This is a genomic window from Streptomyces sp. NBC_00289 (assembly GCF_041435115.1).
Taxonomy (GTDB): Bacteria; Actinomycetota; Actinomycetes; order Streptomycetales; family Streptomycetaceae; genus Streptomyces.
This window is the reverse complement of sequence record NZ_CP108046.1, coordinates 7,083,048-7,102,725: the sequence shown is the minus strand read 5'-3', so window position 1 is coordinate 7,102,725 and position 19,678 is coordinate 7,083,048. Positions and strand designations below refer to the sequence as shown.

The window sequence follows — 19,678 nt, the reverse complement described above, 5'->3', positions numbered from 1 at the left end:
GTACGCCCCCCGCCACGCACCGCGTGGTCCGGATGTACGGCGACCGCCCCGTCCCCGAAGAAAAGGTTCTCCGTGTTCGTCTCCCGCATCGCCCGTCGCATCGCCACCCCGAAGAAGGCCCTCACCGCCGCCGCGCTGGCCGCCGCCACCACCGGCATGGTCCTCACCTCGGCTCCGGCCCAGGCCGCCACTTCGTCGGCCCCCCAGGCCCAGGCGATCGCGCACAAGCTGATCCCGAGCGCCGCGCAGTACAACGCCTTCAGCAAGATCGTCCAGCACGAGAGCGGCTGGAACGTCACCGCCAAGAACTCCTCGTCCGGCGCCTACGGCCTGGTCCAGGCCCTGCCCGGCTCGAAGATGGCCTCGGCCGGCTCCGACTGGAAGACCAACGCCGCCACCCAGATCAAGTGGGGCCTGGACTACATGAACTCCCGCTACGGCAGCCCGGCCGCCGCCTGGAGCTTCTGGCAGTCCAACGGCTGGTACTGAGCGGTCCCACCCGCCAGGCACCTGCCGTAAGAGCCGGCTGCACACCGTCCCTGCCGCCCCTGTCCGCGAGGGCCGACCGCAGACCTCCGAAGCGCCGGCCGCACGCCACACGCGCATGACCCCGCCTCCTGCTCGACCGATCCCCTCGACCGGCCCACCGCACGGCCGTTCACCTGGACCGACATCTCCATACGACCGGTCACCCCGACCGGCACCCACCCCCGGTCACCCCTCGACCGACCCACCCGTACGACCGGTCACCGCGACCGACTTCCCGTACGACTGGTCCCCCCTCGACCGACCGTCCCGCACGACCGGTCCCCCTGACGCGAAGGCGGCGGCCCCCCGATCCCCGGGGCCGCCGCCTTCGCCATGCCCGGGCGGCGCGGCGGCACCCCGTGCGGAGGGGGCTCGCCCCGGCGGCCCGGCGGACGTGTCGCCGCGTGCGGCACCCTCACCCCGGCGGCGGCCGGACGTCACTCCGTGCGCACCGCCTTCACCCCGGCCGCCCGACGGACGGCACCCCGTAAGCACGGCGCGGCGGCACCCCGTGCGTAGGGCGCTCGCCCCGGCGGCCCGGCGGACGTGTCGCCGCGTGCGGCACCCTCACCCCGGCGGCGGCCGGGCCCTGCTGACCCCCGCCATCACCCGCCGCCTGATCGAACGCTTCGCCCACCGCACGGAGACCCCGCCGACCGCCCCGCACCGCGACCTGTCGGACCTGACCCCCCGTGAGCTGGAGGTCCTCCGCCTCCTGGCCACGGGCCTGAGCAACGCCGAACTCGCCGCCCGCCTCTCCCTCAGCCCCACCACGATCAAGACCCACGTGGGCCGCATCCTCTCCAAACTCGACCTCCGCGACCGAGTCCAGGCAGTGGTACTCGCCTACGAGACGGGCCTGATCTCCCCGCACCACGGCGACAGGTAGAAGATCGCGGACCTCACGGAAGCGGCCGCGAGGGCGCGGCCCGGCCAGGACGTCGGGCGGCTCCCGGCCCTCGGCTCCCGGCTCCCGGCTCCCGGCTCCCGGCTCCCGGCTCCCGGCTCCCGGCGTGGGAGTCTGGCCCGCGGTGATCCCCTTGCCCTCCTTCGCCGTGTCCGGGGTGGGCTCGGCGGACACCGTGCGCCCGTCCCGCCGACCACCGGAGGCTCGTATGACGTCAGAGAGCGCCGAGGCGCAGCCGCGTGCCGCCGAAGCGCGGGGGGTGCGGCTGGTGCCCGTGTTGTTGGTGTTGACCGTGGTCAGCGGGCTGATCGACGCGGTGAGTTACCTCGGCCTCGGACGCGTCTTCACCGCGAACATGACCGGCAACGTGGTGGTGCTCGGCTTCGCGGCGGCCGGGGCGCCCGGATTCTCCGTCGCGCACACCCTCACGTCCCTGGTCTCCTTCCTGGCGGGCGCGGTGGTCGGCGGGCGGGTGGCGGTCCGGCTCGGCAGTGGCTCGCGGCGCACCTGGGTCCGATCGACGCTGGCCGTCGAAGCGGTGCTGCTGGGCGCGTCGGCCGCGGTCGCCTTCGCCGACCCGGACGCCTCCGCCGACGCCACCGTGTACGCCCTGATCTCGGTCACGGCCTTCGCCATGGGCCTGCGCAACGCGACGGTACGCAAGCTGGGCGTCCCCGACCTGACGACGACCGTCCTGACGATGACCCTCACGGGCCTCGCCTCCGACTCCCGGGCCGGCGGCGGCTCCGGCCACCACTCACCCCGCCGTACCGCCTCGGTCGCCGCGATGCTGGCCGGCGCCACACTCGGCGCCTGGCTGGTGATCCACCACGATCTGGGCATCCCGCTGCTGATCGCGGCGGTGGCCGTGGCGGTGCTGGCGGTGGTGGCCTCGGGGCGGGAGTAGACGCCCGCTCCGGTCCTCACCCGCCGCCGTCACCACCCCGGCCCGCCGCGTTCACCACCGTCGTCACCTGGGCGGCGGCTACAGTCGCTGGATGATCGTGCCGGTGGCGAGGCCGCCTCCGGCGCACATGGTCACCAGGGCGAACTCCTTGTCGGCGCGCTCCAGTTCGTGGAGGGCCGTGGTGATGAGCCGTGCTCCCGTCGCCCCGACCGGGTGGCCCAGGGCGATGGCGCCGCCGTTGACGTTGACCTTGTCCAGGTTCTGTTCGAAGACCTGCGCCCAGCTCAGCACCACCGACGCGAACGCCTCGTTGATCTCGACGAGGTCGATGTCCTTCAGGGACATGCCCGCCTTGCCGAGCACGGCCTTCGTGGCGTCGATCGGTCCGTCCAGGTGGAAGTGCGGGTCCGCTCCGACCAGCGCCTGAGCGACGATCCGCGCCCGTGGGCGCAGTTTCAGCGCCCGCGCCATCCGCTTCGACGCCCACATGATGGCCGACGCCCCGTCGCTGATCTGCGACGAGTTGCCCGCCGTGTGCACGGCTGTGGGCATGATCGGTTTGAGTGCGGCCAGCGCGTCGGTCGACGTGTCGCGCAGCCCCTCGTCGCGGTCGACCAGTCGCCACATGCCCTGGCCCGCCCGCTGTTCCTCCTCCGTCGTCGGCACCTGGACGGCGAAGGTCTCCCGTTTGAACCGCTCCTCCGACCAGGCGGCCGCTGCGCGTTCCTGGGAGGCGAGGCCCAGGGCGTCGACGTTCTCCCGGGTCAGGCCCCGGTGCCGGGCGATCCGTTCCGCCGCCTCGAACTGGTTGGGGAGGTCGACGTTCCACTCGTCCGGGAACGGTTTCCCGGGTCCGTGCTTGGAGCCCGATCCCAGCGGCACCCGCGACATCGCCTCGATGCCGCAGCTGATGCCCACGTCGATGACGCCCGCCGCGATCATGTTGGCCACCATGTGGGAGGCCTGCTGCGAGGATCCGCACTGGCAGTCGACGGTCGTCGCCGCCGTCTCGTAGGGCAGCCCGACCGTCAGCCAGGCCGTCCGCGCGGGGTTCATGGACTGTTCGCCGGCGTGGGTGACCGTGCCGCCGACGATCTGCTCGACACAGTCGGCGGGGATGCCGGTCCGACCGAGGAGTTCTCGGTACGTCTCGCCCAGCAGGTAGGCGGGGTGCAGGTTGGCGAGCGCGCCGCCGCGCCTGCCGATGGGAGTGCGTACGGCTTCGACGATCACGGGTTCCGCGGCCATGGGGAGTTCCTCTCCTCCGGTACCCGCGCGGCGCGGGGCGTCCCGGCCCGGCCCGCCACGCGGAACTAGTACGTGTTCTAGTTCCCCCTGCAGTCTGCTGACAGGGAGTCCGTCGCCGCAAGGGTCGTGCACCCCGGAAGTCTTGATCTGCGCGTCCGCACGGAGTCCTCACTCAATTGACGGCGCCGTGCCTCTTGCCACTTGTAGAACCCGTTACTACCTTCACGGCAGTTCCTGATGGACCGTCAGAAGGCTGTCACACCACAGCTGGAGTTGCCGATGCCCTGTCCAGCGCTGCCCGACGGGTTCGACTTCACCGACCCCGACCTGCTGCAACACCGCGTGCCCTTGCCGGAGTTCGCCGAACTGCGCCGGGCCGAACCGGTCCGCTGGATCCCGCAGTCGGACAACGTGGCCGGCTTCCAGGACGAGGGCTACTGGGCGGTGACCCGCCACGCCGACGTCAAGTTCGTCTCCACGCACCCGGAGATCTACTCCTCGACCCTCAACACGGCGATCATCCGCTTCAACGACCACATCGAGCGCGACACGATCGACGCGCAGCGCCTGATCCTGCTGAACATGGACCCGCCGGAGCACACCCGGGTCCGCCAGATCGTGCAGCGCGTGTTCACCCCGCGCGCCATCCGGGCCCTGGAGGACAACCTCCGCACCCGCGCCCACACCATCGCGCAGACCGCCCTCGCCCACTCCGGGCCCTTCGACTTCGTCACCCAGGTCGCCTGCGAACTGCCCCTCCAGGCCATCGCCGAGCTCATCGGCATCCCGCAGGACGACCGGGCCAAGATCTTCGACTGGTCCAACAAGATGATCTCGTACGACGACCCGGAGTACGCCGTCACCGAGGAGGTCGGCGCCCAGTCCGCCGCCGAACTCATCGCCTACGCCATGAACATGGCCGCCGAGCGGAAACAGTGCCCCGCGAAGGACATCGTCAGCACGCTCGTCGCGGCCGAGGACGAGGGCAACCTCGCCTCCGACGAGTTCGGCTTCTTCGTGCTGATGCTCGCCGTCGCCGGCAACGAGACGACCCGCAACGCCATCACCCACGGCATGCACGCCTTCCTCACCCACCCCGAGCAGTGGGAGCGGTACAAGCGGGAACGCCCGGAGACGGCCGCCGAGGAGATCGTCCGCTGGGCCACCCCGGTCAACGCCTTCCAGCGCACCGCCACCCAGGACACCGAACTCGGCGGCAAGCAGATCAGGAAGGGCGACCGGGTCGGTGTCTTCTACGCCTCCGCCAACCACGACCCCGACGTCTTCGACGACCCGGACACCTTCGACATCACCCGTGACCCCAACCCGCACCTCGGCTTCGGCGGCGGAGGCCCGCACTACTGCCTCGGCAAGTCCCTGGCCGTCCTCGAGATCGACCTCATCTTCAACGCGATCGCCGACGCCCTGCCCAACCTGACGCTCGCCGGCGACCCGCGCCGGCTGCGCTCCGCCTGGATCAACGGCGTGAAGGAACTCCAGGTCAGCGCGGACTGACGGACAACACCCGTAGGACAACACCCTCACACTCGGGCCGGCGGCTTTCCCGGCGCCGCCGGCCCGTTCACAGTCCTGCGAGGCCCGAAGGCCCCCCGCCTCCTGGGGGAGGCGGAAGCACACCTCCCCACGCCCCGCCCCTGCCTCCCCGAGGGCCGCCCGGCGCGCGGCCTCGTCCCCCGTCGGGGCGGTGGTGCTTTTTACGGCGGAGTTCCGCCGGAACAGCCTTCCGCCCGAGCCGCGCGTGCAGCCGCAGTGGCCGGGCGGCAGCGAACGGGGGCGAGGCCGTCGCGGGCGCGGCGGTCTCCGCCCGGAGGCGGCGCCTGGGCTACGCCACCACGTATCCCTCGGTCCACTCGTCCTCGTCGAGTACGGACTCCTGGATGTAGAAGCAGTCGGGTTCGTCGGCGAAGCCGGGGAGCTGTCGGGCCCGCTCGATGCGCCCGCGCGCGGCCTCGCGGCTCGAATAGGTGCCGAGGTGTTTGACGTCGTCACCGGCCTCCTCGTCGGACCAGAAGTCGTCAGGTTCGGTGAAGTGCCGGATCTCGCCGTCCTCTTCGGCGACGTGGTGTACATGCCACAGCAGGTAGACCGTGGTGGTGCCAGCCATCGTTGTCACGCCTTTCGCTCTGTCGTCACGTGCGAAGGGGACCCGGGTCCCCTTCGCACGTGACGAACGATACGGAGAGGACCCGGGTCCCCGGTCGGCCGGTCGAGTCCTCAGGACTCAGGCGCCGTCGTGCGCCGTCAGTTCCGGGACAGGTACTTCCGCACCTTGTTGTAGATGGATCTCGGTCCCTTCTGGTACGGCGGACGGTAGCCGCCGTGCTTCATCACCCGGTCCGTCGCGTGGTCCAGCGATTCACCGGAGTGCCTGCGCTGCCCCTTCGCGAAGTCGGGGACGTCGTTGCCCTTGGCCTTGCCGGACTTCTTGGCTTCCTTCCACAGGTACTTGACCTTGCGGATGGCCCAGCTCTTCCCGTACCACCAGATGAGTCCGATGATGGCCACCACGGCCGCGACGCCGATGATGGTGAGTGCCGTTCCGGCGCTCACTCCGAGTCCGGCGGCGCCGACGAGGGCCAGTGCGGCCATCCTTCCGTCGAGGTCGACCATGTTGACGGGGTCGCCGCACACGTAGTCGTAGGCGTTGCAGCTGCCACCCGTCACCGGGTCCGTCTGGAGGAAGCGGCCGGTGGCCGGGTTGTACAGGCGGGCGCCCATGAGGCTGAGGCCGGTGAGGGTCTCGCCGGAGCGCTGCTCGTCGCCGAGCCAGCCGTAGCGTGAGGCCACCTGTCCGGCACGCGGGTTGCCGTACTCATCCGCGTCGAGGACGGTCGGAGCCTGGGCGATGTCGCTCGGCAGGGCGAGGGTGATGTCGCCGTGCAGGTCGGCCAGCAGGAGGACCGTGCCGCCGGTCTTGGTGGTAGTGGCGGCGAGTTTCCCGTCGAGGCCGCTCACATTACGGGTGAGGGCTCCGCTGGTGTTGTTCTCGACGATCCACCGCGGGCTGTCGGAGTCGGAGTCGTAGTGGTTGGTCTTCGCCTCGGTCTGGCTCCACGTGCCCGCGTTGTTGGTCTCCTTCGTCCAGGACCGGAACCGCATGTTGGAGTCCAGCGTCCAGGTCTGGCGCTGAGTTCCGGCGGTCTGCTGCTGGGCGAGGTCGTTCGCGAAGTACGCGACCGTGGACCCGGGCAGGGCGGTGGTGCGGCCGAGGGCGTCGTAGGTGTAGCCGGAGTTCACCTGTCGGTCGGCGCTGTCGTAGCTGTAGGAGGTGGTGGTACCGCCGGTGGTGGTGCAGTCGGCGTTGACCGCCGCGGTGGCGGAGGCCAGCGTCTTGCGGTTGGAGTTCTTGTCGAAGGTGTAGGAGCGGGTGGTACAGACGGCGTCGGTGCTCGTGTCCTGCACACGGGTCAGCCGACCGGCCTTGTCGTAGGAGTAGGACTGGGAAGCCGTGACGCCGGGGGTGCCGGTGTGGGTGGCGACCTGTCCCTGGACCGTGGACGTGACGCTGTCGGACACCAGCACGGTGCCGTCGCTGTCACGGGTGTAGGTACGGGTGACGGGTGTTCCCGCCGGGTCCTGCTCCTGCTTCATGGTGAAGCCGCCGGGCAGACCCTGGCTCACCATGGTGCCGTCGGCGTCGTAGCGCGCGGTGAGCGTGCCCGCGACCGAGTCCGCGACCGACGTGGCAAGACCCCGGGGGTCGACGGCGGTGTCGTAGGTGTACGTGGTGGTCGACGGCACGCTGTCGGTGACCTTGGCGGGCCGGTCCAGCGCGTCGTACTGGGTCGAGGTGGTCCCGCCGTCGGCGTCCGCGTAGGACATCTCACGGCCGAGCTGGTCGTACGTCTTGGCGATGGTGCCGCCGGCCGTGGACGTCTGCTTGTCCTGGAGCCCGGTGGCACTGTCGTAGGACAGCGTCGTGACGGGCACGGCCGCGCCGACGCCACCAGCGACGGTGACCGTCTTGGGCCGGCCCGCGGCGTCGGGGGTCGTCGTGGTGGTGCGGGTGACGCTGTTGGCCGTCTCCGTGACCTTGGCGGTCTGTCCGAAGAGCCCGTACTCGACGGTCTTCTCCGGGAGCTGGCTCGGGTTGGTCCCGCCGTCGGTGACGGCCCCGGCCGGCGTGGTGCGGCACAGTGCGTCCGCCCATTCCGGCTTGCCACCGCAGGGGCCGGTGCCGTCGCCCGTGTAGTACGTGGCGATTGTCGTTCCGGCATCGGTTCCGGTGGACGCCGGCTTGGTGGTCTTGATGACCTGGCCCTGGCTGTTGTACCCGGTGGTCGTGGTGATCGCCAGACCGCCGGGGTCGTTGGTCACGCTGGTGGGCTGCCCGAGGGCCCAGTCGAACCCGATGGCGACCGCACGGGGATCGGCGAGCAGGTCGGGCCAGGAGCGCGGCTGCGCACCGTCGGTCTGACGCGTGACCTGGTCCTTCACGACGGCGGTGCCGTCGGTGGGACGCCCGGTGTCGTACGCCTTGACGGTGTGCTGGCGGGCCATGGTCTGGCTGCCCGCCGCGGCGACCGTGACGGATCCGCTGACCAGGTCGGCCGCCAGCGTGATCTGCCGCAGCGGACCGTAGGCGTCGGTCTCCCTCGTACCGGTGGCGTCGTAGACCGAAGCGCTGGACAGCAGATGCGCCCGCTCCGCGGAGGAGAGCGCGTTGATGCCGAGGTCGACGAGCCGGCTCTTCTGCGCCGTGGTCGTGCCGAGTGCCAGTTCCCGGTTCGCGGCGGTCAGCGCGCGGACCGTGTTGCCGAACTGGTCGTACTCGGTGACCGCGATGTGGTCACCCGGAGTGGCCTCGTCGACCTCGCGGCCGGAGGCGTCCAGGTAGTGGACCGCGGCGCGCGTGTAGGCACCCGCGCCGAGGGAGGCTCCGTCGTTGGCGGACGGGACCTGGTCGGCGGGGAAGACGGCTGTCCCGTCGGTGGGGGCGTCCGTCTGGCCCCAGGACGCGATGGCCGCGGCTCCGAGGTCGTTCGGGGCGGAGCTGCCGCTCAGCGGCACGCCGTACACCACGTTGGTGTCGGCCGTGCCGTTCGTCTGGGTGGCACTGCCGGGCGTCAGCGTGGCGCGGGACGTCTTGAGCAGCATCCCGGCGCCGGAGGCCGGATTGGAGCCGGCCTGGCCGTAGGTGAACGTCCAGGGGAGTTGTCCGGGCGGGGTGAGTGTCGCGACCCGGCCGGCACCGTCGTAGGTGTAGGCCGTCTTCAAAGCCGGGGAGATTCGGGGGTCCCAGGTGTTCCTGAGTCGTCCCGAGTCGTCGTAGGCGTAGGCGGCGACGGGGGTCGCGGTCGATGTGGCCGCGCCGGGGGCGGTCGCCCACAGCTTGATCGACGAGACCTGGTCCTTCACGTCACCGAAGGCCGACGACGTGGCGGTGGTCGTGCCGGCGTACACGAACTCCAGGACCCGGCAGCCCTTCGTCGACGGATCCGCGTCACAGGAGGCCAGGGTGGTCGCGGTGGTGGAGGCGATGATGCGCTTGGGGCGGGCCCGGGTCGTGCCGTCGACGGTGACGGCCTCCGAGACCACCTTGGTGGTGGAGTTGGCCAGGCCGTCGGCCAGCGAACTCGTCACGGTCCACGTGGTGGCACCGGCGGCGACCTTGGAGAAGGTGGTCACCGTGCCCGCCGTGTCGAACAGCGTGAACGAACCGGTCGTGAAGACGCCCTTGAGGGTCAGGTCCTCCGATCCCGGTTCGGGGACCCAGCCGTTGGCCGCCGCGTTGGCGGTGAACGTGATGGTGGAACCGTCGCTGGTGACCACGTCGAGCGAGGTGGCGGACGTCTTGCGGATCTCGGTGTAGTCGGAGTCGACGACGTCGGCGACGGTGCCGGACAACCACTCCTTGCCGAAGATCGCCGCCTGACCCTGCTGGTCGGCCCCTGCCTGGGGCGAACGGGAGGATGCGGTGCGGTTGACCGTCATGCCGAAGAACTCGGCGTCGGTGTCGGAGAGCGTGTAGTCGCCGGTGAGGAGGTTCACCGTACCGGGGCCGACGCTCTCGGACGCGGCTCCGTCCGCGTTCCGGTCCACGACCACGGTGATCGGGTCGGACGCGGCGGCCGCGTCGGCCGGACCGGTGAAGTCCGCCCGCACCTGCACCGCGCCGTCGGGGTCGATGGTCGAGGTTGCGTTCCAGGTCAGCTTCGGGCTCTTGCCCGAGACCAGCGCGAGCGGCCACGACGTGACGGTCTGGCCGTTGTCGGTGACGTCCTTCGCGGGGACTGCGGTCCAGCTGTCGGCGTCACCGCGCCGCCAGGAGAAGGCGACCTTGTCGAACTTGGCGCCGTCGGCCTCCGCCATGAGCGAGACGCGGGCGGCGGTGCGGGTGCCGTCATCGGGCAGGGTGACACCGCCGGGACCGGCGTGGAAGGTGTAGCCGATCGGCTCGGACTTGTTCTCCGCCTTGTCCGTCGCGCGGACCTGGAGGGTGTTCGTCCCGGCCTTGGGCGGGGTGACGGAGATGGTCACCGGGGTGGTGCCGCTCGTGGCGACCTTGGTCCACGTGGTGCCGTCGAGGGACCACTCGATGCCGTTCTGGTCGCCGGCCGGCGGGACGACGGTGAACTGGCCCGCCTGACCCGCGCCCTTGACCCACTGGCTGCTCGGGTAGTCCGTCGAGGCGACGGAGGACGGCGCGGACGGCGCGGACGTGTCCACGGTGAAGACCGCGTACGCCGACCAGCCCACGTTGTAGCTGGTGCCGTCGTAGGGCGACGTGCGGAACTTGTACGTCTTGCCGTTGGTCAGCAGGCCCGCCGGAACGGTCACCGAGGCCGGCTGCCCGGAGGGGACGTACGGCGACACGAGGACGTCGCCGACCTGGGTGCCCGTCGCGTTGTCGAAGATCTGGAACGTGCCGTCGACCTTGTCGTTGTTCGGGTCGACGAAGGTGTCACGCAGCGTGGGCGTCGTGGTGTTGACGAACCATGTGCCTGTGGTGTTCTTGAAGAACGGCGGTCCCGCCTGCTGGTCGGTACCGGTACGGGGACGGTAGTTGTAGGTGACGACGAGCTTCGGCGGGTTGGACGCCGCGTTCGCGGAGTTCACCCGCTTCCACTGCGCGGTCAGCGTCTCCGAGGTCGCGCGCAGTCCCATGCCGGACGTGGCGTTCTTCGCGGAGGCCCACTCCTGCACCAGGGTGGTGACGTCGGCGTTGATCCAGCCGTCCGGTGCCGAGGTGCAGCCCGGGTTGCCCTTCGTCTCGGTGGACGTGGCCTTCTTCGCCGTCCACGCCGGCTGGGCGGTCCAGCGCGAAGCGGTGGACGCCTTGCCCGCGGACCAGACCTCCCAGGGCTCCGCGGTGCACGCGGTGTTGCCCGAGTGCATGTTCCACAGGCTCAGCTTCGCGTCCGAGACCAGAGCGTCCGAGATCGGTGCGGTGTTCCACGTGATGAAGGAGCGCGCGGTACGCGGGGTGCCGTCGCCGTTGGTGGTGCCGGGGTTGCCGAGGTCCAACTCCGTGTCGGCCGACCAGTCGACGGTCTCGCCCTGCTGGACGTAGGTGTCGAAGACGTTGCCCAGGGCCGCCGTGGAGGGGTCCACGGTGACCGGGAACTTCGTGGCGGGGTCGGCCAGGAACTTCGCGTCCGGGGTGAAGACCAGGTCCAGGGAACCCTGGTGCCGCACCACACGGAGCTTCACCGGCGCACGGTGGGTGTGCTCGCCGGAGATCTTGTCGACGGCCGCGTCCCACATGACGGGCGCGGGCATCGACGCCCGCTTCTTGCCCTTCTTGTCGGAGAAGGTCAGGCTGCCGTCCTTCAGCTGCTCGACCTTCAGCCCCTTCGCCTTGAGGGGCAGCGTGTACGCGAAACCCTCGCGGTCGGGCTTCTCACGGATGTCGACGTACTGCTCGAAACCGGTCCGGGTCGCCTCGACGACGAGGTCGGCTCCCGGTACGGCGTTGACGTACGTGGCACGCGTGCCGTCCAGCTTCGGGTCGGGCAGTCCGCCCTTCCACTGCAGGGCGATCTGCTGGTCGCCCTCTCCCAGCGTGACGAGGTCGCGGGCCTTCGCCTTGCCGGTGTCCGCGAGCGAGCGCGCCTTCGTGCCGCCGCCGGCTGCCAGGCGGAGACCACGGGGGTGGGACTTCGGCGTGATGCCGCCGGCCCCGTCGTCGACGAGGTCGAGGTCCACGGAGCGCCAGTGGCCGTCCTCCTGGAACCGGACCGGTCCGGCCGAGAGTTCGGTGGTCAGCGAGCCGTTGGCGTTGACCCACGTGGTGGAGGTCTCCGTCCGCTCGGACAGCGCCTCGACCCGCTTGCCCGACAGCCGGGCGGTGACGCGCGCCCCGGCGATGTCGGCTGCTTCCGTGGCGTACTTCTTGGCCTTCGCCGGAGCCTTCGCGGGCGGTGCGGCCAGGGCCGCTCCGGTTCCGTCGAGCACGGTGACAGCCAGTGCCAGGGCGAGTGAGGTGGCTATGCGCCGGGTCCACACTCCCTGGGGATCGAGCCATGCGCGACCGCGCCGTGCCCGCATCCTTCGTTTACTCATGATGTCCCTACAACGCTCGCCGGCCCACGAGTTGGGCCGAGCGCCATGATCGTAACGACACCTAAAAAGCGCTCCGCGCACCAAAGACGGACGATACGCTCCTCCAGACGGCCCCCACATGTCGGATCGTTATGCCGGAGCGCCAGGAAGGGCACGAACCCGTCAGTCCGGGAATACGCGCAGGTGGCGACATATTGGTCGCACGACCTGACGGCCCATCATGGGGTACGGGGAGGCGTCGCGCACCGCTGACGGACCCGATCCCGGTCAAGCTCCTTACAACATGCTTATCCGCCAAGGGACTTCGAACCACAGGGCCTGCGGAGTCGGACCGTCCACAGCGCGAGGCGGTCGCCCCCTCGCCGCCGCTACCCCTGCGACACGGCGATACCCGAGGAACAGGGAGGATCTCCACCGCTGCCGGAAGTACCCGCGCCCGGGCCAGTTCGCCGTTCGTCCCGCGAGGGCCCGGCGGATCGCCTCCACGGCCGCCTTCCGTCGGCCCCGCGCCAGTCACAGCAGGGCCAGGCTCGGCTGGGCGTCCCAGCCGTGGTGGACGGTGTCCCGGTAGGCCCGCTCGGCGTGAATGCCACCCGGGCGAAGGTCCCCCGCGTCGGGACCACCGAGCACCGGCTCAGCTCGGCACGGTGGCCTTCTCCCGGGCCGGTGCCTCGCTGACCGGGGCCGTCGTCGCGCCCCCGGCCCGTGGCCCCTGGAACAGGTACGTGAGGCCGAAGCCGCCGCCGACCACCATCGCGCCGCCGGCCGCGTCCAGCACCCAGTGGTTGCCGGTCGCCACGATCGCCGAGACGGTGAAGAGCGGGTGCAGCAGGCCCAGCGCCTTCATCCACCACCTGGGCGCGATGATCGCGATGACGAGCCCGCACCACAGCGACCAGCCGAAGTGCAGCGAGGGCATCGCCGCGTACTGGTTGGTGAGGGCCGTCAGCGTGCCGTAGTCCGGCTTGGAGAAGTCCTGCACGCCGTGCACGGTGTCGATGATGCCGAGACCCGGCAGCAGCCGCGGCGGGGCCAGCGGGTAGAGCCAGAACCCGACGAGGGCGAGCAGGGTGGCGAAACCGAGGGCGGAACGGGCCCAGCGGTAGTCGACCGGGCGGCGCCAGTACAGGACGGCGAAGACGCTGAGCGGGACGACGAAGTGGAACGACTCGTAGTAGAAGTCGAAGAAGTCGCGGAGCCAGCCGACCCGCACCACCGCGTGGTTGGCCCAGTGCTCGATGTCGATGTGCAGCCACCGCTCCAGATCGAGGATCTGGTGGCCGTGCTCCTCCGCCCGCGCCCGGCCCTCGGAGTTCGATCCGCCGGTCGCCGCGAGCCGGACCTTCTGGTAGGCGGCGTAGGTGACGCGGATCAGGAGCAGTTCGAGCAGCAGGTTGGGGCGGGTCAGCACGCGGCGCAGGAAGGGCAGCAGGGGCACGCGCGGGAAGCGGGTGGGGACCGGGGCGGCGTACTCGGTGGGGATCGGCGACCGGTAGTACGGCGAGGTGCGGGAGAGGAAGGGGACGAGGGTGGCGGCGGCCAGGGCCGCCAGCAGGACGATGTTGTCACGGAGTGTGTACAGCGACGCCATGTTCGGCAGCATCATCTTGGCCGGCAGCGTCATCACCAGGATCACCGCGACCGGCCACACGTACCGGTCGGAGGCCCGTCTGCCGACCCGGCCGACGACCGCGAGCAGCACCCACAGCAGCTGGTGCTGCCAGGTGGTGGGCGACACGGCGATCGCGGCACAGCCGGTGATCGCGACCGCGAGCAGCAGCTGCCCGTCGCGGGCGTAGCGCACGGCGCGCCGCAGGCCGAGGACGGCGACGGCCGCGCCGAGCAGCAGGAAGAGGGTGATCTCCAGCGGCCCGGACAGCCCCAGCCGCAGCAGGGCGCCGTGCAGGGACTGGTTGGCGAGGCCGTCGGCCGCGCCGCCGAGTCCCGCGCCCGCCATGTGGTGCACCCAGTAGGTGTACGAGTCGTGCGGCATCGCGGCCCAGGCAAGCGCGGTGCACGCGGCGAAGGTGATGCCGGTGGTGGCGGCGGCGCGGCGGCGGCCGGTGAACCACAGCAGGGGCGCGAAGAGCAGTACGGCCGGCTGTAGCGCGGCCGCGACGCCGATCAGCACTCCGCCGGCCCGTTGGCCGCGTACGACGAAGCAGCCCAGCAGCACGAGCAGGACCGGCATGATGCTGGTCTGGCCGAGCCAGAGGGTGTTGCGCACCGGCAGCGAGAGCATGAGCAGGCTGATGGTGACGGGCGCGGCCAGCAGCGAGGTGCGGCGGCTGACGGGCTGCGGCAAGGCGCGGGCGGCGACCAGGCCGAGGGCGACGACCAGCAGCAGGGTGCCGAAGGTCCAGCCCCAGCCGAGGGCCTGCTCGGCGGCCCGGGTCAGCGGTTTCAGGACCAGTCCGCCGAACGGGGTGCCGGTGAACCGCGTCGAGTCGTACAGCGAGCCCGTCACGTGCAGGACGCCGTTCGCCCCGACCCAGGTCTCGAGGTCCGTCAGCCGCTCCCCCTCGGGGGTGCCGAGGACGACGACGAGCTGTCGTACGGCGAGAACGGCGGCCACCAGCCACAGGCCGAGTCTCGCCGCGCGCAGGCGTGGTCTGGCAGGACCCGCGTCCGCCGCCCCGGTCACTCCGAAGGCCTCCGCCGCTCGCCCGCTGTGCTCCGCATTCGCCACGCCTCGCCGGCCTCCGCCCCGATTGTTCGCGTGTCCTACGCGCCGAGTTCCGCTTGCGGACCCCGTGGGCCCGCACCACCCCCGGAAAGAGACGCCGGCAACCCCGCCTTCACCTGACGTCCGTTCCCCTTTTGTCCGGACGACGATAGTCCGCCGCGGGCCCGGTCGCCGCCGCGGGGCGCGAGATGGATCACAGTGATCTCCCGCGGAACGCGTTCAAGAGCGGGCCTGCGCGCCTGTACAGACCCCATTTACGTGCCCCATGCAATCAATCGCGCACGGCACGTAAGGGGGACAAGTACCCCTATGGTCGTTTTTTGGCCTGCCGCGGGCGCCATCGTCGCCGCCGTCGCCGCACCACGGGCCGGTCCCTGTCTCCGTCGAAAGGTGGCGAGCGAAGTTTTGCCGACTGCCACAGTCGTCACATCCCAGTCCCCCACGTCCCCCGCCCCGCTCTCGCAGGGGGCGCCCGACGTCACCACCGTCGATCCCGCCCTCGTGAAGCGCGCCGTCAAGGCCGCCGCCCTGGGCAACGCGATGGAGTGGTTCGACTTCGGTGTCTACAGCTACATCGCGGTCACCCTGGGCAAGGTCTTCTTCCCCTCGGGCAACCCGACCACCCAGCTGCTCTCCACGTTCGGCGCCTTCGCCGCGGCCTTCCTGGTCCGCCCGCTCGGCGGCATGGTCTTCGGCCCGCTCGGCGACCGCGTCGGACGCCAGAAGGTCCTCGCCGTCACCATGATCATGATGGCCGCCGGCACCTTCGCGATCGGCCTGATCCCGTCGTACGCCACCATCGGCGTCGGCGCCCCGATCCTGCTGCTCGCCGCCCGCCTGGTGCAGGGCTTCTCGACCGGCGGGGAGTACGCGGGCGCCTCCACCTTCATCGCCGAGTACGCGCCCGACAAACGGCGCGGCTTCTTCGGCAGCTGGCTGGAGTTCGGCACGCTCGCCGGATACATCGGCGGCGCGGGCCTGGTCACCCTGATGACCGCCCTGCTCTCCTCCGCGGACCTGCAGTCCTGGGGCTGGCGGATTCCGTTCCTGATCGCGGGCCCGATGGGCATCATCGGCCTCTACCTGCGGATGCGGCTGGAGGAGACCCCGGCGTTCGCGGCCGAGGTCGAGAAGGCCGAGGCCGACCGCCCGAAGGTTCCGCTGCGCGAGATGATCACCGGCCAGTGGCGTGCGCTGCTGCTGTGCGTGGGCCTGGTCCTGGTCTTCAACGTGACCGACTACATGCTGCTGTCGTACATGCCGAGCTATCTGACCGGCGAACTCAGGTACGACGAGACGCACGGCCTGCTCGTGGTGCTGGGCGTGATGGCGCTGATGATGGTCGTCCAGCCGTTCGCGGGTGCGCTGACCGACCGCGTCGGCCGCCGCCCGGTGATCGCCGCCGGCTGCGCGGGCTTCCTGCTCCTGTCCGTCCCGGCCCTGCTGCTGATCCGCCAGGGCAGCCTGCTCGCCGTCGCCCTCGGCATGGGCGCGCTCGGCCTGCTCCTGGTGTGCTTCACCGCCGCGATGCCCTCGGCCCTGCCCGCCCTGTTCCCCACCCGGGTGCGGTACGGCTCGTTGTCGATCGGTTTCAACGTGTCCGTCTCGCTGTTCGGCGGAACCACGCCATTGGTGGTGACGGCACTGATCGGCGCGACCGGGAACATGATGATGCCCGCCTACTACATGATGGCGGCGGCCGTGATCGGTGGCGCCGCGGTGTGGTTCATGACGGAATCAGCGGGACGCCCGCTGCCGGGCTCGGCACCCGCCGTGGAACGGTGACCGGCCCGACCCGCTCCGCGTCCGGGTCCGGGCGCGCCCGTCACAGCGGTGACCGTGACCGCCCGCGCCTGCCGCCGCGCGTCCCCGCCTGCCGGCAGCCGCCCTCACCCGCGGCTGCCGGCGCCTGTCCCGGCTCCGGGTGCGCCCGATGACGGGCCGCCGGGCCGCTCCCGACAGGGCTCCCGGAAATCCCGGACAGGGGGCGGGCGCGCGACTATATTCGTTAGGGCAGCTAGTTAGCTCCCCTAACTAGACATATGAAAGGCACAGGTGCATGAGCGAGTCGCAGCTCTGGGACGCCGTCGACGACTACGTCACCGCCCACCTCGCGCCCGATGACGAGACCCTGGAGGCCGCCGTCCGGGACAGCGAGACCGCCGGTCTCCCGCAGATCGCCGTCACGGCGCCGCAGGGCAAGTTCCTCCACCTCCTCGCCCTGATCCAGGGGGCCCGCACCGTCCTGGAGATCGGCACCCTCGGCGGCTACAGCACCATCTGGCTGGCCCGCGCCCTGCCCGCCGACGGCCGACTGGTCTCGCTCGAGTACAGCGCCCGGCACGCCGAGGTCGCCACCCGCAACATCGCCCGCGCCGGTCTCGACAAGCTCGTCGAGGTCCGGGTGGGTCCGGCCCTGGAGTCCCTGCCCAGACTCGCCGACGAGAACCCGGCCCCCTTCGACCTCGTCTTCATCGACGCCGACAAGGCCAACAACCCGCACTACGTGGAGTGGGCCCTGCGGCTCACCCGCGCCGGCAGCCTGATCGTCGTCGACAACGTCGTACGGGGCGGCCGGGTAGCCGACGCCGACGACACCTCGCCGGACGTCGTGGGCACCCGCGCCGCCCTCGAACTGATCGGCAGCCACCCGAGACTGAGCGGCACCGCCCTCCAGACGGTGGGCGCCAAGGGCTACGACGGTTTCGCGCTGGCCCGGGTACTGGCCTGAGCGGCCCGCCGGTACGGGTACTGACCTGAGCGGCCCGCCGGTCCGGGCACTGGCCTGAGCGCCCCGCCGGTACGGGCGAACGCCCCGCAGATCCGGGCGAACGCCCCGCAGGTCCGAGCCGAGCGCCCCCCGGTCCGGCGAACGCCCCGCCGGTCCGAGCCGAACGCCCCGCCGGTCCGAGCCGAGCGCCCCGCCGGTCCGGGCGAACGCCCCGCCGGCCCCGGCGAACCCTCAACAGATCCGGCCCGAGCGCTCCGCAGGTCGGGCAGGGCAACGGCGCCGGCGTGCCGCACGCGACGGCGCCGAGCCCCCTCCCACTCGGCCCCTGGCCGCTACACCTCGTGGTAGAAGCCGACGTTGACGCTGCGCGGGGCGGTGCGGTCGCGGACGATCACCTCGCCGCTGCCGCCCCTGGGCAGCGGCACCGTCCCGCCGTAGGGGAGGGGCTGCGCGTACCCGCCGATGGTCACGGCGACCTCGGAGGACGGGTCCGGCTGCGAACCGCGCAGCCAGGACACCTGCCACGCGCCCTCGGGGCCGCACAGGAACTCCAGGTGCACCCGGGAGATGAACAGCCAGTCGTCGGGCGTCGCGAGCCGGCACACGGACTTGTCCCGGCCCACCCGCAGCACCGCGCCCGGCTCGCTGGGCGCCTCGGCCATGAGCATCCCGGCCGTGGCGCCCTCCTCCGCCGCGCTGACGGTGGCCATGGTGAGTTCGAGCACGTGCGCTCCTCCTGAGACGTCCTGGTACGAGGGCTGGGAACGCCCCTGTACGGCGCCCCGGTTGGCGCACCGCCGCCGCATGATAAATCGCCCGGGCCTGCCGCGTCCGGCACAATGGACCCATGACCGAGCGAAAGCCACCCGGCATCCCGTTCGAGTCCTGGGTCGACAAGCAGATCCGGGAAGCGGAAGCACGCGGCGACTTCGCCCATCTGACCGGCGCGGGCAAGCCACTTCCGGGCGGCGCGGACACGTCGTACGACGAACTCTGGTGGATCAAGCGCAAGATGGCCCGCGAGGGCCTGTCGGTCCTGCCGCCGACCCTCGCCCTGCGCAAGGAGGCCGAGGACGCGCTCGCGGCGGCCGCCAAGGCGCCCAGCGAGCGGATCGTCCGGAAGATCGTCGAGGACATCAACGTCAAGATCCGTGAGGTCATGTTCAAGCCGCCGCCCGGCCCCCCGCTGGGTCTGAAGCCGTACGACGTCGAGGACGTCGTACGTCAGTGGCGGGAGCGCCGGGCGGCGGCTGGATAGGCGAGCGAGCGGCCCCTCGGAGCCGGGCCTGCAGCCGGGCTGTCAGAGGTGCAGGAGCCGTTCCGCCAGTTCGCGGTAGTCCCGCAGCGCCAACCGGAGTTGCTCGGTGTCGGTGCTCGTGGCCGACTTGGCGTCCGCGCCGTCCACGCCGTCCGCGGACTGCCAGGACTTGCGAAGCGTACGGCGGTGCTGCGTCACGGCGTCGGTGAAGCGCGAGGTGACCTCCTCCAGCACCCGGTCCGCCTCCTCCACGGAGGTCCGGGGGCTGTCGACGAAGCCGGTGACCGCGTGCTGGAGCCGCAGGGCGAGCTTGTCGCTCTCGTCGTCGTGCGGGAAGAGCTGCTTGCCGTGGACCCCGATGCCGGACTTCGCGGCACCGCCGGGAGTGGCGGTGCCCGACGTGGCGTCAGTGGTCCGTGCGCCGGCAGCGGCGGCGGCAGGTGAGCCGGAGGACGACTCGGTGCCCCGCGTGCCCAGCGGATCCGGTTCGTGGCCGCGACCCCCGCCCAGGCCGCTGTCGCGACCCGTCGAGGTCTCACGGCCCGTCGAGGTCTCACGGCCCACCGAAGTCTCACGATCCGCCGTGGTCTCGCGACCTGCCGGTGTCTCGCGTCCCACCGATGTCTCCCGACCGATCGCACTGTCGCGCCCCGTCGTCGTCTCGCCACCGGGAGCGGACTCGTGCGGTGTGCGGCCGCCCGTCCCGGTGTCGCCGGCGGGCGTGGTGAGTCCGCCCGGGACCGTGTCGCCGCGCGGCGCGCTCGCCGGTTCGCCCGTCGCCGGGTCACGGCCCGGAGCGGTCGCCGGGATCGTCGAACGGCCTCGGTTCTTGCCGTCGCGCGGGGCGCCCTCGGCACCCGCGCCGGTCGTCGCGTCCGTCATGTCAC

General features: G+C 71.3%; 12 protein-coding genes and 1 pseudogene. 7 read left to right on the top strand and 6 right to left on the bottom strand.

The features are described 5' to 3' along the window. Positions 1-72: 72 nt before the first annotated feature. The 3 genes and pseudogenes from OG985_RS32145 (at position 73) to OG985_RS32135 (ending at position 2,342) form a co-directional block, all read left to right on the top strand. Positions 73-489 (top strand): transglycosylase SLT domain-containing protein, encoded by a 417-nt coding sequence (locus tag OG985_RS32145; protein WP_371671843.1) that lies wholly within the window; start codon positions 73-75, stop codon positions 487-489. A 619-nt stretch (positions 490-1,108) separates the two neighbouring features. Next, positions 1,109-1,417, top strand: a pseudogene (locus tag OG985_RS32140) (response regulator transcription factor); the annotation flags it as partial. Between the two features lie 226 nt (positions 1,418-1,643). Beyond that, positions 1,644-2,342, top strand: a complete 699-nt coding sequence (locus OG985_RS32135) for a YoaK family protein (RefSeq protein WP_371671842.1) — start codon at positions 1,644-1,646, stop codon at positions 2,340-2,342. A 78-nt stretch (positions 2,343-2,420) separates the two neighbouring features. On the opposite strand, the gene OG985_RS32130 is transcribed toward OG985_RS32135, so the two are convergent. Continuing rightward, on the bottom strand, positions 2,421-3,590 hold the full coding sequence (locus OG985_RS32130) for a steroid 3-ketoacyl-CoA thiolase (protein ID WP_371671841.1): 1,170 nt from the start codon (positions 3,588-3,590) through the stop codon (positions 2,421-2,423). Positions 3,591-3,869: 279 nt separating this feature from the next. Here OG985_RS32130 and OG985_RS32125 point away from each other — a divergent pair, with 279 nt between their 5' ends. Beyond that, positions 3,870-5,105 (top strand): cytochrome P450, encoded by a 1,236-nt coding sequence (locus tag OG985_RS32125; RefSeq protein ID WP_371671840.1) that lies wholly within the window; start codon positions 3,870-3,872, stop codon positions 5,103-5,105. A gap of 328 nt (positions 5,106-5,433) precedes the next feature. Here the strand turns inward: OG985_RS32125 and OG985_RS32120 are convergent, their stop codons facing one another. The 3 genes from OG985_RS32120 to OG985_RS32110 form a co-directional block, all read right to left on the bottom strand. Then, positions 5,434-5,715, bottom strand: a complete 282-nt coding sequence (locus tag OG985_RS32120) for a hypothetical protein (protein ID WP_371671839.1) — start codon at positions 5,713-5,715, stop codon at positions 5,434-5,436. Positions 5,716-5,852: 137 nt separating this feature from the next. After that, positions 5,853-12,020 carry a DNRLRE domain-containing protein gene (locus OG985_RS32115; RefSeq protein WP_371674560.1) on the bottom strand — a complete coding sequence of 2,056 codons (6,168 nt, stop codon included), beginning with the start codon at positions 12,018-12,020 and terminating at the stop codon, positions 5,853-5,855. A 730-nt stretch (positions 12,021-12,750) separates the two neighbouring features. Continuing rightward, positions 12,751-14,805, bottom strand: coding sequence for a phosphatase PAP2 family protein (locus OG985_RS32110; protein WP_371671838.1), 2,055 nt, complete (start codon positions 14,803-14,805; stop codon positions 12,751-12,753). Between the two features lie 402 nt (positions 14,806-15,207). Between OG985_RS32110 and proP the strand changes: the two genes are divergently transcribed. Together proP and OG985_RS32100 are read left to right on the top strand one after the other, a co-directional pair. After that, on the top strand, positions 15,208-16,587 hold the full coding sequence (gene proP / locus OG985_RS32105) for a glycine betaine/L-proline transporter ProP (RefSeq protein WP_371671837.1): 1,380 nt from the start codon (positions 15,208-15,210) through the stop codon (positions 16,585-16,587). Between the two features lie 274 nt (positions 16,588-16,861). Continuing rightward, entirely contained in the window at positions 16,862-17,533 is a 672-nt protein-coding gene (locus tag OG985_RS32100) for an O-methyltransferase (protein WP_371671836.1), read from the top strand. A 332-nt stretch (positions 17,534-17,865) separates the two neighbouring features. Here OG985_RS32100 and OG985_RS32095 read toward each other — a convergent pair whose 3' ends face one another. Continuing rightward, positions 17,866-18,258, bottom strand: a complete 393-nt coding sequence (locus OG985_RS32095; protein WP_371671835.1) for a hypothetical protein — start codon at positions 18,256-18,258, stop codon at positions 17,866-17,868. A gap of 122 nt (positions 18,259-18,380) precedes the next feature. On the opposite strand from OG985_RS32095, the gene OG985_RS32090 reads away from it, so the two are divergent. Next, the gene (locus OG985_RS32090; protein ID WP_371671834.1) at positions 18,381-18,791 is read left to right on the top strand and encodes a DUF1992 domain-containing protein; all 411 of its coding nucleotides are present in this window, start codon (positions 18,381-18,383) and stop codon (positions 18,789-18,791) included. Between the two features lie 42 nt (positions 18,792-18,833). On the opposite strand, the gene OG985_RS32085 is transcribed toward OG985_RS32090, so the two are convergent. Continuing rightward, complete coding sequence (locus OG985_RS32085; protein ID WP_371671833.1) at positions 18,834-19,673, bottom strand: hypothetical protein; 840 nt, start codon at positions 19,671-19,673, stop codon at positions 18,834-18,836. Between the last annotated feature and the right edge of the window lie 5 nt (positions 19,674-19,678).